The sequence below is a fragment of the Pseudomonas sp. B37(2017) genome (assembly GCF_002112885.1).
GTDB lineage: Bacteria > Pseudomonadota > Gammaproteobacteria > Pseudomonadales > Pseudomonadaceae > Aquipseudomonas > Aquipseudomonas paraglycinae.
The window spans coordinates 31,756-44,044 of the sequence record NZ_NEIX01000001.1; the positions used below are offsets into that span (position 1 = coordinate 31,756).

The following is a 12,289-nucleotide window of genomic DNA, read 5'->3' on the forward strand; positions in this document are numbered from 1 at the left end:
ACCCTGATGAAAAACGCTGCATTAACGTTCGCCCTGATTCTCAACGCAGGCCTGTTCAGCACGCCGACACTGGCTGCCGGTGACGCCGAGGCTGGCGCCAAAGTCTTCCCGCGCCTGTGCGGCGGCTGCCACCAGGTCGGCGAATCCGCCCGCCCGGGATTCGGCCCCGAACTCAACGGCATCATCGGTCGCCCGGCGGGGACGTCGGCGAATTACGTGTACTCCGACGCGATGAAAAACTCTGGCCTGACCTGGAACCGTGAAACGCTGACGGCGTATCTGAAGGACCCGAAGGGCGTGGTGCCGGGGACGCGGATGATCTTCTGGGGACTGAGTGACGAGGAGAAGATCGATAATCTGTTGGCGTATTTGCAGACGTTCTCTGAGTAATGAAGATCCGGTGCGGGAGCTGCGCAAGGCAGCTCTCGTGTGAAGTCCGGGTTCAAACTTGGCGCTCGGCTTGCCCGGCAAACCACCCCATCACCACCGCACAAGCCGGATGCGCAGCCGCCGACGGCTGCAAGCACAACGAATAAATCCCTCCGGTTTTCAGCGGTTGCCCGAACGGCACCACCAGCACGCCACGCTCGATGGATTCCGCCGCCAGCGTCATGTCTGTCACTGCCACACCCAATCCCCGTGCCGCCGCGTCCAATGCCAGTTCATCGAGGTTGAACGGGATGTGCCGGTAATCGTCCAGCGGTTGGCCGTCGTTCGCCGCCAGCCATTCGATCCACGCCTGACGATCCGCCGAGCGATGCAGCAGCGGGAAGCGCAGCAGTTCTTCCACTGAGCGCGGCGCATCGGCAAGGCTCGGGGCGCAGACCGGCACCAGCGTTTCCTGAAACAGAGTCAGGCAATCCGGATCGCTCGATGCCGTCGGCAGGTAAAGGATGTAGGCGTCGCTGTCCCTGGTCGGTTCGACGATTTCGGTGGCGACGGTTTCGATCGCCAATGAAATCTCGGGATGGCGCAGGTAAAAGTCGCTGAGTTTCGGCAACAACCAGCGCACCGCCAACGACACATGCATGCGAATCCGGAACGGGCGTTTCTGAGGAGTGAGGCGTTCTTCGAGGGTTTTCAGCTGCTCGAAAATGCTCCGCGCGCTCGCTAAAACCTGCTCGCCTTCCGGAGTCAGGCGCAGGCTGCGGCTGGTACGCAAGACCAACGGAACGTTGAAATGGCTTTCTAGCTGCTGGATCTGCCGGCTGACGGCGCTTTGGGTCAGGCACAGCTTCTGCGCGGCCTGGGTGAAGCTGCCGGAGCTGGCGACTTCCACCAGCGCCTGCATGGCTTGCAGCGACGGGGAGTGGCGAATTTTATCCATGCGTTTTCCGAATGGCTCGATGATTTCTTAGCGTTGGTGAGGCGTTCGAAGACCTTATAGATTCTAGCTCTGGCGGTGGTCTTTACCACGTTGGCATGCGATTCACGCATGGCCACGGTTGGAAGGCAAGCCGCCGAACGACCGTCGAATGAGGTGATGCATGGAAAATGTCTGTGGCTGGATCGCGCAAACCGCAAGCGCTGCGCAGCGGGATCGCCTGAGCGGCGCGCAAAAGGCCGATTGGCTGGTGATCGGCGCCGGGATTACCGGTCTCAGCGCTGCCCATCATCTGGCCGAGATGCACCCGCAGGCACGGATTGTCGTGGTTGATCGTCAGCGAGCGGCGCAGGGCGCTTCGGCGCGCAACTCGGGTTTTGTCGTCGCCCATGAACATCCGGCGGACAGCGAGTTGATCGGCGGGCAGGGCTTTGCCGGATTTGAAGTCGACACGATGATTTCCCGCGCGGCCAGTGAAGAAGTCCTACAACGCATTGCCCGTCACGCCATCGATTGCGACTTGCGCGACAGCGGCTATTTCTTTGCGGTCAACGATCCGGCCAAGCTCAATCAGGTCGATGCCAAACTGGCCACGCTGCGGGTGCTCGGTGCCCGCGCGGAGTTTCTGCAAGGCGAAGAACTGAGCCGCAAACTCGGTACCCGTCACTATCAGGCAGCGATCTGGTGCGGCAACGGCAACGCATTGCTGCAACCGGCCAAATACGTGAAGGGCTTGCTCGATGCACTACCGGCCAATGTCAGCGTGTACGAAAACACCGACATCACGGGGCTCGAACGTTTGAGTCAGGGACGAATTCGGGCCAATTCACTTGATGGCAGCATCGAGGCAGGAAAAGCACTGGTCTGCCTGAACGCCTTCATTCCACGGGTCGGCATCGAAGACAGCGCCACGTTCCCGATGGAGCTGAGCGCCAGCCTCACGCGCCCGCTCACGGATCAGGAGTTCGCCGCCATTGGAGCCGTTGAACCGTGGGGCGTGCTGTCGACTCGTCCGCTGGGCGCCACGGTCCGGCTGACGCCGGATCGCCGGGTGATGATCCGCAACACCGCCGAATACCGCACGCGGGACCTCTCCAACAGCGAACTTGCGCTGCGTCGGCAACACCATGTCCGGGGTTTGCAACCGCGCTTTCCGTTCCTCGGCGAGCACGACATCCAATACACCTGGACCGGCCATTTGAGCGCGACCCGCAGCGGTCAGGCGTATTTCGACCAGGTGGAAGAGGGCGTGTTTGCCGTGGCCGGTTGCAACGGCTCGGGCGTGGCGCGCGGAACCTTGTGGGGGCGACTGCTGGCGGAACTGGCATGCGGCGTCGATTCGCCACTGCTGCAATCGGTAAGGCAACGGGCCCAGCCCGGCTGGCTGCCGCCGCGACCTTTCTTCGACATCGGTGCCATGCTGCGCATGCGCGTGGAGGCGGTCAGGGCCAGAACAGAAATCTGAAAATTCGCACATCCCACAAGAACAAAAGCCACTCAATTCAGGTGACAGAACATGCGCGTCCACACACTTTCCCTGGCGGTCTTGCTCGCCACCGGTTCCGGGTTCGCCCTGGCCGATGAAACCGTCAACATCTCCAACTGGAGCAGTTACATCGCCGACGACACTCTGGCGAACTTCACCAAAGACACCGGCATCAAGGCCACTTACGACATCCACGACAGCAACGAAGTGCTGGAATCGAAGTTGATGACCGGCAATACCGGTTACGACGTAGTGAGCCCTTCGAACCACTTTCTGTCGCGGCTGATCAAGGCGGGCGCCATTCAGAAACTCGACAAGTCGCAACTGCCGAACTGGAAGAATCTCGATCCGCAGTTGATGCAGAAACTCGAAGTCAACGATCCGGGCAATCAATACGGTTATCCGTACATTTGGGGCACCGCCGGTATCGGTTACAACGTCGAGAAGATCAAGGCGATCTTCGGCAACACCGATGTCACGCGTTCGTGGAAGCTGTTTTTCGAAGAGGACAACATCAAGAAGTTGAGCCAGTGCGGTGTAGCGATCATCGACAACCCGACCCAAGTGTTGCCGATCACCCTCAACTATCTGGGCTTGCCGCCACACAGCCACGAACCGGCGGATTACAAAAAGGCCGAAGCGGCATTGTTCAAGATTCGCCCGTATGTGCAGTACTTCCATACGTCCAAGTACATCAGCGATCTGGCCAACGGTAATGTTTGCGCAGTGATCGGCTTCAACGGTGATGTCGTGCAGGCGGCTGCCAGTGCCCGGGAAGCGAAGAACGGTATCGACATCGCTTATTCGATTCCCGAAGAAGGCACGACCCTGTGGTTCGACATGGTGGTCATGCCGAAAAACGCGCCCCACGAAAAGAACGGCTACGCCTACATGAACTATCTGCTTGAGCCGAAGGTGATCGCCAACATCAGTAACAGCATTCACTACGCCAACCCCAACGCGGCAGCCGATGAGTTTCTGACGCCGGCGGTGAAACAGGATCTGGCGATCTATCCACCCAAAGCGGTGATGGACAAACTGTTCACTGTGGAAGAACTGCCAGCGGCGATTGCCCGGCTGACGACGCGCTTGTGGACCCGGCTTAAAACCAACACCTGAATGTGAAACATGGCCTGGGTTGATACTAATGCGCCATCACTTGCGGTAAAGTGCGCGCCGCCCGAGAGACGGATCCCGGGCGTTTTCCCATGGAGTCTTGAAGTGAAATACCTCAGCAAAGTCGTCGCCGCCGCCCTGATCGGTGCGGTTCTGGCAGGTTGCACCGGCACCCCGATGAATACCAGACAATATGACAGCAGCCAATACACCGTGATTGGCCACAGCGAAGCCACCGCCACCGGCCTGCTGCTGTTCGGCGTCATCCCGATCCAGCAGAACAACCGCTTCGTCCGCGCCCAGACTGCCGCGATCAAAGCCAAGGGCGGCGACGCCATGATCAACACCCAGGTTCAGGAAAACTGGTTCTGGGCATGGGTCCTGACCGGTTACACCACCAAGATCTCCGGTGACGTGGTCAAACTGAAACCCGCGCAATAAGCGCTGGTTTGGACGTGAAAAAGCCCGGCTGATCAGGCCGGGCTTTTTGTTTGTGCAGCGGTAGAGCGTTTGACTCATGCGACGCGGCGTTCGATCAGACGGTCGGAACCACCTTCAGCGACGCGGCGTTCGATCAGACGATCCGAACCACCTTCAGCAACGCGGCGTTCGATCAGACGATCGGAGCCACCTTCAGCGACGCGGCGTTCGATCAAACGGTCGGAACCACCTTCAGCGACGCGGCGTTCGATCAAACGATCGGAGCCACCTTCAGCAACGCGACGTTCGATCAAACGATCCGAACCACCCTCAGCCACTCGACTTTCAATCAACCGGTCCGAACCGCCTTCGGCGATCATGGTGTGGGCGGGTTTGGCTGCAAAAGCGTTGACTGCAAGAACCGAGAAAGCGATGCCGAGAAGGATTTGGCGTTTCATGATCGTGTGCTCCGGGGTTTTGTTTGTTGGGTATGGAGCCGATGTTACGCCGGGGATTTTTTATGAGAACTTCATTGAGCTGATGGTGACTATCGACGCAGGCGATGCAGCGAAATCGATAGTAAACAGTTGAACGATGTCGCGGTTAAAACACGCTTGAAGTTATGGGAAGTGTCTGTCAGTTAACGACTTTCACTTTCGCAAGCACCCTACATAAAGTGATGGCCACCTCCACTAATCTGTTGCTCTTGCACAAGGAGTGACAGGTATGGCCAATCACAGTTACATGACCATCGAAGGGAAAACCCAGGGGCTTATCTCGGCAGGGTGCTCGACACCGGACACTCTGGACAACAAAGGTCAGGTCGGACATGACGATGAAATCAGAGTGTTGGCCTTTGCCCACAATCGAATGAGTACCGACAAACTGATCCACAGTCCTGTCGCAATCACCAAGTGGCTTGACCCGTCCTCGCCCTTGCTGGCGCGGGCACTCTCCAACAGAGAGGAAATCGACTGCTCTGTCAGCTTCTATAGAACTTCGCCGTATGGCATCGAGGAAAAGTACTTCACGATAAAGATCGGCGGGGGAGTGATTGCAGACATCACCCTGGACGTTCCCCATGCCATCCAGCAAAAAGACGTCGCCCCTCAGGAACGCCTCGCCATCCGCTATCGCGATATCACCTGGACCCACCATCTGGCCGGCACCAGTAGTTACAGTTTCTGGGACGCCGAGGAGTGAATAAGGCAGACAAAGAAAAGCCCGGCTGATCAGGCCGGGCTTTTCTATATGCGCTGCTTGCTTATGCAACGCGGCGTTCGATCAAGCGATCGGAACCACCTTCAGCGACGCGACGTTCGATCAGACGATCGGAACCACCTTCAGCAACACGGCGTTCGATCAGACGATCAGCACCACCCTCAGCCACACGACGTTCGATCAGACGATCCGAACCACCTTCAGCAACGCGGCGTTCGATCAGACGATCAGCACCACCCTCAGCCACACGACGTTCGATCAGACGATCCGAACCACCTTCAGCAACGCGGCGTTCGATCAGACGATCCGAACCACCTTCAGCCACACGACGTTCGATCAAACGATCCGACCCACCCTCAGCCAAACGACTTTCAATCAACCGGTCCGAACCGCCTTCGGCGATCATGGTGTGGGCGGGTTTGGCTGCAAAAGCGTTGACTGCAAGAACCGAGAAAGCGATGCCGAGAAGGATTTGGCGTTTCATGATCGTGTGCTCCAGGGGTGTTGTTTGTTTGGTATGGAGCCGATGTTACGCCGCGGATTTTTTATGAGAACTTCATTGAACTGATGGTGACTATCGACGCCAGCAATGAATGCCAAGACCCTTGTTCTAGGGCACCAGCGACCGAATGCACAGCTCTCCGGTGGCGCGGGTCAGGGCTAGATCATGCAGCGCATCACGGGTCAGACCGGTGCGCGCCTTGGCCAGCCACGCCGGGCAGTTCCGGTCGTGGCGATAGGGCGTGAATTCGGCGTATTGCTGCAGCAGACGGGTTTGCAACTCATCCAGACGCGGTCGAATCTGCTTGCCCAGATCCGGGCGCGGCGTGTCCGGCGCGGCACCGGCTGCCTGCCATTGTGCGAGCAAACCGTACTGCACCAGTTTGTTGGCCTCCATCTGCGCGGCTATCAATTGCGCGACGTCTTCCGGGTCGAGCTTGCGTTCGGCGGCCAGCTTGCGGGCGTTGTCGATGACCTGTGCTTCACGGGGACTGTCCTGGATCGGCTTGCCGCTGTCCCATTTGGTCAGGGCAACGAGATCGCCGATGTTCAGGCGTTCGTTCAGGGTTGCCACTAAAGGTTGCAAGGATTCGGGTGCGGCACCCGTTGTGGCGGCTTGCGTGGTGTTGGTGGCCAGCACCAGGAGCGTACAGGCGAGCAGGCGTGGAGATTGAAGCATGATAAATTCTCGAACGTTTTAGAGTTGGAAGAGCGTCATGGTCGAGTATTGGCATGGAGTCAGCCGGTGTTGAAAGTACTTTTTATTTGTAGCCAGAATCGTTTGCGCAGTCCGACAGCCGAACAACGGTTCGCTGATTGGCCCGGCGTGGAAACTGCGTCGGCGGGTACCGATCGCGAGGCAGATGTCCCGGTCAGCCCTGAACTGTTGCATTGGGCTGATCTGATTTGTGTGATGGAGCCAGCCCATCGCAAAAAGCTTTCCAGCCGATTTCGCTCGGCACTGGCGAACAAGCATATTGTTTGTCTGCACATACCGGATGAGTATGAGTATATGGATCCTGCGCTGATCAAATTACTGGATGAGAGCGTTATTCGGTATCTACCCGCTTGAATCTCAACTCAGGCACCCATTCATACCGAGCTTCGTCATGACGACCGCAGAAACCCAATGATGCTAAAAGCCAATCTTCATGCACTCATGGCAAGTGATCGCGCACGCATGCAAATTCTTGAGATTGTAAGAGGATTGCAGCTGCCTGATTGCTGGGTCGCCGCTGGATTCATACGTAGTCTGGTCTGGGATCATCTTCATGGACGGGCGTTCTCTGCATTGCCTTCTGATGTAGACGTCATTTGGTACGACGCGGATGACGCAAGTCCAGAGCGGGACGCGCAGTTGGAGTCATTATTAATGACGCTGGACAGCAGCATAAGTTGGTCGGTCAAGAATCAGGCAAGGATGCATCAGCGTAACGCCGATCAGCCCTATGCTTCTGCAACCGAAGCAATGATGTTCTGGCCTGAGACGGCTACAGCCATAGGCGTCAGACTTGGTGCCAACGGCATTATTGAAATAGCTGCACCGTTGGGCCTGCAGGATCTGTTTTCCCTCGTTGTCCGCCCTACGAGCAGGTTCCTCGCCGAGAAACATTCGATCTATCTGGAGCGCGTCCGCGCCAAGTGCTGGCATCTTGATTGGCCGCTTTTGCAGATCATGATGGAACGATGAACTCAGCTTCGTCCGCTATTAATCAGACAGAAAAATCTTCACCGCTATTACCTCCGACAAGTCTCAAAACATCTAGCGTAATATCCAGGCAATCCTCCACCCGAGACGGACCCTCAATGCAAACCCCCGCTCAATCCCCCCTCTGGAAAACCTACCTGCTGTTCCTGGCCCCGATGGTGCTGTCGAACTTCCTGCAATCGATGTCGGGCACGGTCAACAGCATTTACATTGGCCAGATGCTCGGCACGCAGGCGCTGGCGGCGGTGTCCGGCATGTTTCCGATCATCTTTTTCTTTATTGCGCTGGTCATCGGTCTGGGCGCCGGGGCAGGGGTGTTGATCGGTCAGGCGTGGGGGGCGCGTGAGTCGCATATGGTCAAGGCGATTGCCGGGGCGACGTTGTTGCTGGGGGTGTTGATCGGGCTGGTGGCGGCGGTGCTGGGCAGTGTGTTTGCGCGTCAGGCCTTGCAGGGTTTGGGCACTCCGGCGGATGTGCTGGATGACGCAGTGGCCTATGCCCGGGTGATGATGTGGACCTTGCCGGTTGTGCTGGTGTACGTGCTGTTCACCCAGTTGTTGCGCGGGGTGAGCGACACGCTGTCGCCGATGCTGGCGCTGTTGCTGTCGACCGTGGTCGGGCTGGCGCTGACCCCGGCGTTCATTCGCGGCTGGTTCGGCTTGCCGCAACTGGGGATTCAGAGCGCGGCGGTTGCAGGTCTGGCCGGTACGCTGACGTCGATGGCGTGGCTGTCATGGAGCCTGATTCGCAAGGGCCATCCGCTGGCGCCGGATCGCGAGTTCTTCGCGGCGCTGCGTCTGGACGGCGCTATTCTCGGCAAGGTGTTGCGCATCGGTCTGCCGACCGGGGTGCAGATGATCGTGCTGTCGCTGTCGGAGCTGGTGATTCTGGCGCTGGTCAACCAGCACGGCTCGCAGGCGACGGCGGCGTATGGCGCGGTGACGCAGATCGTCAACTACGTGCAGTTTCCGGCGCTGTCGATTGCGATCACCGCGTCGATCCTTGGCGCCCAGGCAATCGGTGCCGGACGGCTGGAACGGATGGGCCCGATCCTGCGCACAGGATTGTGGATCAACGTGTGCCTGACCGGTGGTTTGATCCTGGCGGGTTACCTGTTATCGCACTGGTTGCTAGGGCTGTTCCTGACTGAAGACTCGACCCGGGCGATGGCCGAGCACCTGTTGCACATCATGTTGTGGAGCCTGCTGATCTTCGGTTTCCAGGCGATCATCGGCGGCATCATGCGCGCCAGCGGCACGGTGCTGGTGCCGGTGGGCGTGGCGATCATCTGCGTGCTCGGCGTGCAGTTGCCGGCGGCCTACTGGCTGGACGGGCAGTTCGGTTTGCAGGGCGTGTGGATGGCGTTCCCGATTGCGTATCTGGGGATGCTGGTGTTGCAGACGCTGTATTACACACGGGTGTGGAAGCATCAAAAGATCGAGCGGTTGGTGTGACGGACTGATCCGGGTGGGCGTTGGCGGAACTGGCGCAAGTGATGGATGTTTGCTTAAGTCATTCGAGACCCATCGGGCGCCGGAGCATTCCATGTCGATTCGATTGTTGTTGGCTGCCGCGTGTTGCCTGATTGTCGTCCCTGCTGCAAATGCGGTGGAGTACACCCGGGTCAACACCACCGCCAGCCAGATCAGTTTCACCTACAACCAGATGGGCTCGCGGATGTACGGCACGTTCGGCAAGTTCGACGCGACGCTGGATTTCGACACCGACAACCTCGCCAGTGCCCGCACCACGCTGCATATCGACCTGACCAGCATCGACGCCGGCAGCGAAGACGCCAACACCGAGCTGGTGAAACCGGCGTGGTTCGACACCGATAAATTCCCGGTGGCGGTGTTCGAATCGACCCGCTTCAGCCCGGCCGGCGACAACCGCTATCTGGTCGACGGCCACCTCACCCTCAAAGGCATCACCCGTGAGGTGCAGGTGCCGGTGCAACTCAAACCCGACAGCAGCATCGGCATCTTCGACGGCGAACTGGTGCTCAAGCGCGACGAGTTCGGCCTCGGCGCAGGGGAGTGGGCGGACACCGTGGTGTCGAAGGACATCGACATCAAGTTCAAGGTCGTTGCCCCCGCGCAGTGACCGGCCTCAATACGCCCGCCAATGTCCCGGCATCCAGCGCCATTGGTTACCGGCCCAGCGGTAATGTCCGGCAACCCAGTGATAACCCGGCGCAGGCATGACCGGAACCACCTCAACGATCGGTGGTGGCCGATGCGGGCGAACCGGTTCGACGACACAACCCGAGAGGGTGATCGCTACCAGCGCGGCAGCGAGCAAGGATTTGATGGTTTTCGCGGAACGCAGAACGTTCATGGCAACTCCTCAAGGCGTGCGTCGGGAATGAACGCAGCTGAAAAATTGGACGCCAAATCGGCGAAAGATCCGTTCTCGGGCAGATGAAATTTTTGTCAGGCGTGCACAAGGTATGATGTCGCGGTTCGCCGGTCGCTCAACTCGCCCGGCAACCTGTGTTTTACCGTTGGAGTCCGCCCGCCATGCCCCGCATCACCCACTACAAATCTCCATGCCCCGAGGGCGTCAACAGCCAGATTTTGCAGATGGTGGTCGACAACCTGACCGACATCAGTGCCATCGGGCTGGGCCCGAGCAATCTGCTGTACAACGTCTATCAGTACGCGGTCGGCTACGAGGTGCATCTGTATCTGGAGGCGTTGAACGGCGAGAAGGGCACCGAGGTGGAACTGCTGGTGGCCACCGACGACGATGATCCGGAGCAGGTGCTCGGCTTCCTGTTGTACCTACCGGTGCAGGGTGATTGGGAGGCGTGCAACGTGGCCTATCTGGCGGTGCGCGAGGGGCATCGGCGTCAGGGCGTGGCCCGTTCGTTGATCGCGGACATGGTGGCTCGTTACCCACATGCCGAGCTGACCTGCAGCGTCGGCAAGGTGCCGTATTTCGAGGCGCTGGGCTTTGAAGTGCTGGGCCAATTGGAGACGCAAGTGCTGATGAGCACCCGGCACTACCGCAGCAACGGGCTGCGCGGTTTCATCGACACGACGCCGATCTACCGTTCGCTGGAAGTGCAGCAGATCCACACCTACCTGCTGCAAAAGCACGGCAAGCGGGCGATGCTCGATGCCGAGAAACAGCGCGACCGGCATCTGGATCAGGTCACTCGCCGTACCGAAGAATTTGTCCGCCAGCGCCTGACCGTTCACTGATCCCTTCTCTTTGAAACGACAAAAGCCCTTGATGCGATCAGCGCAGCAAGGGCTTTTTTGTGCCGGTGATTTCAGGACAGTTTCACGTTCATGGTGATGCGCGCCGTGAACACTTTCTTGCCTTCGGCGTCGTGGACATCCACTGGCACGATCTTGTCGCCTTCGGTCTGCCAGTCCAGCGCTTCGCCATTGGCCACGGCGGTTACGTCGGTCTTGGCCTTGGCCAGGTATTCGACGGTCATGCCTTTTGGAATCCACCGTGCGCCGGCGGGAATCGACACGTCAGTCATCATCCCTGCCGCCAGTTCAGCGGCATTGCACAGGGCGATGGCGTGGACGGTGCCGAGGTGGTTGGTGATCTCGCGGCGGAACGGCACTTGCACCTGCGCGGAACCTGCCCGCAACTCGGTCACCAGCGGATTGATGGTGCTGAAGTACGGTGCGACTTGGCAGGCCATCTGGCTGAACGCCTGGGAACCGACGCTGTTGAACATGCTGAGAAACTGACTCATGGGTGAAGCCTCGCGGTTAGGGGGGGGGGTTACAGAATCATGTTCCGTTACAGAATATTGTTCTGTAACGGAACGGTATTCTGTCCGCGGGAAATCTGTCAACCTGTGCGTGTTTCGATCATCGGCACGGACGTGCCCTTTACCCGGATTTTCAAGGCCCATGAACACCGCAGATCTACTCGAACGCAGCTACCCCGGCCGCCGCGCCGAACTCAAGCGCGACATCTTTCGCAAGGCCCTGCGCCTGTTCAACGAGCAGGGCATCGAGGCCACTACCATCGAAATGATCCGTGCCGAGTGCGACACCAGTGTCGGGGCGATCTACCACCATTTCGGCAACAAGGAAGGGCTGGTGGCCGCGCTGTTTTTCACCGCGCTGGAGGATCAGGCACGCCTGCGCGACGCTTATCTGGCCGACGCGATGACCACCGAAGAGGGCGTGCAGGCGCTGGTCTACAGCTACGTGGATTGGGTCGAGAACCAGCCGGAATGGGCGCGGTTCCAGTATCACGCGCGTTATGCCGTGACCCGGGGCCCGCACAAGGATGAACTGGCCGAGCGCAACAAGACCCGCAATCTGGGCCTGCGTACCTGGCTGGCCGAGTCCGGGCGCGTGGCTGAACTCAATGAATGCCCGGCCGAGCTGTTGCCGTCGCTGATCGTCGGGCAGGCCGACAGCTATTGCCGCGCGTGGTTGTCCGGGCGAGTGCAGGGCAGTCCGAAGGCTTATCGCGAATTGCTGGCGCAAGCCACGTGGCGTTCGATCCGCCGCGAACCCGAACGCTGATTTTCAGA

Annotated in this window: 17 protein-coding genes; 11 read left to right on the forward strand and 6 right to left on the reverse strand. The window is 59.1% G+C overall.

Going from position 1 to position 12,289, the window contains the following annotated elements; genetic code table 11:
• The first annotated feature begins 6 nt into the window (after positions 1–6).
• Positions 7–390: a c-type cytochrome gene (locus CAF90_RS00195; RefSeq protein ID WP_085602580.1), complete on the forward strand. Its 384-nt coding sequence runs from the start codon at positions 7–9 to the stop codon at positions 388–390.
• A gap of 52 nt (positions 391–442) precedes the next feature.
• Here CAF90_RS00195 and CAF90_RS00200 read toward each other — a convergent pair whose 3' ends face one another.
• On the reverse strand, positions 443–1,327 hold the full coding sequence (locus tag CAF90_RS00200; RefSeq protein ID WP_085602582.1) for a LysR substrate-binding domain-containing protein: 885 nt from the start codon (positions 1,325–1,327) through the stop codon (positions 443–445).
• Positions 1,328–1,487: 160 nt separating this feature from the next.
• On the opposite strand from CAF90_RS00200, the gene CAF90_RS00205 reads away from it, so the two are divergent.
• The 3 genes from CAF90_RS00205 (at position 1,488) to CAF90_RS00215 (ending at position 4,367) form a co-directional block, all read left to right on the forward strand.
• Positions 1,488–2,789: an FAD-binding oxidoreductase gene (locus tag CAF90_RS00205; RefSeq protein ID WP_085602584.1), complete on the forward strand. Its 1,302-nt coding sequence runs from the start codon at positions 1,488–1,490 to the stop codon at positions 2,787–2,789.
• A 51-nt stretch (positions 2,790–2,840) separates the two neighbouring features.
• Positions 2,841–3,929 (forward strand): polyamine ABC transporter substrate-binding protein, encoded by a 1,089-nt coding sequence (locus tag CAF90_RS00210; RefSeq protein ID WP_085602586.1) that lies wholly within the window; start codon positions 2,841–2,843, stop codon positions 3,927–3,929.
• Positions 3,930–4,031: 102 nt separating this feature from the next.
• A complete protein-coding gene (locus CAF90_RS00215; protein WP_007958271.1) occupies positions 4,032–4,367 on the forward strand; it encodes a hypothetical protein in 336 nt (111 codons plus the stop codon).
• Between the two features lie 74 nt (positions 4,368–4,441).
• Here the strand turns inward: CAF90_RS00215 and CAF90_RS00220 are convergent, their stop codons facing one another.
• Positions 4,442–4,804, reverse strand: coding sequence for a hypothetical protein (locus CAF90_RS00220; RefSeq protein WP_085602588.1), 363 nt, complete (start codon positions 4,802–4,804; stop codon positions 4,442–4,444).
• A gap of 268 nt (positions 4,805–5,072) precedes the next feature.
• Between CAF90_RS00220 and CAF90_RS00225 the strand changes: the two genes are divergently transcribed.
• Complete coding sequence (locus tag CAF90_RS00225; protein WP_085602590.1) at positions 5,073–5,549, forward strand: Hcp family type VI secretion system effector; 477 nt, start codon at positions 5,073–5,075, stop codon at positions 5,547–5,549.
• A 61-nt stretch (positions 5,550–5,610) separates the two neighbouring features.
• Here CAF90_RS00225 and CAF90_RS00230 read toward each other — a convergent pair whose 3' ends face one another.
• Positions 5,611–6,051: a phage infection protein gene (locus CAF90_RS00230; protein WP_085602592.1), complete on the reverse strand. Its 441-nt coding sequence runs from the start codon at positions 6,049–6,051 to the stop codon at positions 5,611–5,613.
• Between the two features lie 126 nt (positions 6,052–6,177).
• Positions 6,178–6,747 carry a chorismate mutase gene (locus CAF90_RS00235; RefSeq protein ID WP_085602594.1) on the reverse strand — a complete coding sequence of 190 codons (570 nt, stop codon included), beginning with the start codon at positions 6,745–6,747 and terminating at the stop codon, positions 6,178–6,180.
• Positions 6,748–6,813: 66 nt separating this feature from the next.
• Between CAF90_RS00235 and CAF90_RS00240 the strand changes: the two genes are divergently transcribed.
• From CAF90_RS00240 to CAF90_RS00255, 4 genes are all read left to right on the forward strand, one after another.
• Positions 6,814–7,140, forward strand: coding sequence for a low molecular weight protein tyrosine phosphatase family protein (locus CAF90_RS00240; protein WP_085602596.1), 327 nt, complete (start codon positions 6,814–6,816; stop codon positions 7,138–7,140).
• A 57-nt stretch (positions 7,141–7,197) separates the two neighbouring features.
• Positions 7,198–7,758 carry a nucleotidyltransferase family protein gene (locus tag CAF90_RS00245; protein WP_170929400.1) on the forward strand — a complete coding sequence of 187 codons (561 nt, stop codon included), beginning with the start codon at positions 7,198–7,200 and terminating at the stop codon, positions 7,756–7,758.
• 116 nt (positions 7,759–7,874) lie between these two features.
• Positions 7,875–9,230: an MATE family efflux transporter gene (locus CAF90_RS00250; protein ID WP_085602601.1), complete on the forward strand. Its 1,356-nt coding sequence runs from the start codon at positions 7,875–7,877 to the stop codon at positions 9,228–9,230.
• 91 nt (positions 9,231–9,321) lie between these two features.
• The gene (locus CAF90_RS00255; RefSeq protein WP_085602603.1) at positions 9,322–9,879 is read left to right on the forward strand and encodes a YceI family protein; all 558 of its coding nucleotides are present in this window, start codon (positions 9,322–9,324) and stop codon (positions 9,877–9,879) included.
• Between the two features lie 6 nt (positions 9,880–9,885).
• Here CAF90_RS00255 and CAF90_RS00260 read toward each other — a convergent pair whose 3' ends face one another.
• A complete protein-coding gene (locus tag CAF90_RS00260; RefSeq protein ID WP_039767335.1) occupies positions 9,886–10,113 on the reverse strand; it encodes a YXWGXW repeat-containing protein in 228 nt (75 codons plus the stop codon).
• Between the two features lie 182 nt (positions 10,114–10,295).
• Between CAF90_RS00260 and CAF90_RS00265 the strand changes: the two genes are divergently transcribed.
• A complete protein-coding gene (locus CAF90_RS00265; protein WP_085602605.1) occupies positions 10,296–10,982 on the forward strand; it encodes a GNAT family N-acetyltransferase in 687 nt (228 codons plus the stop codon).
• Between the two features lie 71 nt (positions 10,983–11,053).
• Here CAF90_RS00265 and CAF90_RS00270 read toward each other — a convergent pair whose 3' ends face one another.
• A complete protein-coding gene (locus tag CAF90_RS00270) occupies positions 11,054–11,494 on the reverse strand; it encodes a hotdog fold domain-containing protein (protein WP_085602607.1) in 441 nt (146 codons plus the stop codon).
• A 160-nt stretch (positions 11,495–11,654) separates the two neighbouring features.
• On the opposite strand from CAF90_RS00270, the gene CAF90_RS00275 reads away from it, so the two are divergent.
• The gene (locus CAF90_RS00275) at positions 11,655–12,281 is read left to right on the forward strand and encodes a TetR/AcrR family transcriptional regulator (RefSeq protein WP_085602609.1); all 627 of its coding nucleotides are present in this window, start codon (positions 11,655–11,657) and stop codon (positions 12,279–12,281) included.
• The last annotated feature ends 8 nt before the right edge of the window (positions 12,282–12,289 follow it).

Bases quoted from the DNA above. Each gene is read 5' to 3' on its own strand.
- CAF90_RS00200 (WP_085602582.1), bottom strand. From the start codon at position 1,327: ATGGATAAAATTCGCCACTCCCCGTCGCTGCAAGCCATGCAGGCGCTG.
- CAF90_RS00210 (WP_085602586.1), top strand. From the start codon at position 2,841: ATGCGCGTCCACACACTTTCCCTGGCGGTCTTGCTCGCCACCGGTTCC.
- CAF90_RS00230 (WP_085602592.1), bottom strand. From the start codon at position 6,051: ATGAAACGCCAAATCCTTCTCGGCATCGCTTTCTCGGTTCTTGCAGTC.
- CAF90_RS00270 (WP_085602607.1), bottom strand. From the start codon at position 11,494: ATGAGTCAGTTTCTCAGCATGTTCAACAGCGTCGGTTCCCAGGCGTTC.
- CAF90_RS00195 (WP_085602580.1), top strand. From the start codon at position 7: ATGAAAAACGCTGCATTAACGTTCGCCCTGATTCTCAACGCAGGCCTG.
- CAF90_RS00275 (WP_085602609.1), top strand. From the start codon at position 11,655: ATGAACACCGCAGATCTACTCGAACGCAGCTACCCCGGCCGCCGCGCC.
- CAF90_RS00205 (WP_085602584.1), top strand. From the start codon at position 1,488: ATGGAAAATGTCTGTGGCTGGATCGCGCAAACCGCAAGCGCTGCGCAG.
- CAF90_RS00260 (WP_039767335.1), bottom strand. From the start codon at position 10,113: ATGAACGTTCTGCGTTCCGCGAAAACCATCAAATCCTTGCTCGCTGCC.
- CAF90_RS00235 (WP_085602594.1), bottom strand. From the start codon at position 6,747: ATGCTTCAATCTCCACGCCTGCTCGCCTGTACGCTCCTGGTGCTGGCC.
- CAF90_RS00255 (WP_085602603.1), top strand. From the start codon at position 9,322: ATGTCGATTCGATTGTTGTTGGCTGCCGCGTGTTGCCTGATTGTCGTC.
- CAF90_RS00225 (WP_085602590.1), top strand. From the start codon at position 5,073: ATGGCCAATCACAGTTACATGACCATCGAAGGGAAAACCCAGGGGCTT.
- CAF90_RS00220 (WP_085602588.1), bottom strand. From the start codon at position 4,804: ATGAAACGCCAAATCCTTCTCGGCATCGCTTTCTCGGTTCTTGCAGTC.
- CAF90_RS00245 (WP_170929400.1), top strand. From the start codon at position 7,198: ATGATGCTAAAAGCCAATCTTCATGCACTCATGGCAAGTGATCGCGCA.
- CAF90_RS00265 (WP_085602605.1), top strand. From the start codon at position 10,296: ATGCCCCGCATCACCCACTACAAATCTCCATGCCCCGAGGGCGTCAAC.
- CAF90_RS00250 (WP_085602601.1), top strand. From the start codon at position 7,875: ATGCAAACCCCCGCTCAATCCCCCCTCTGGAAAACCTACCTGCTGTTC.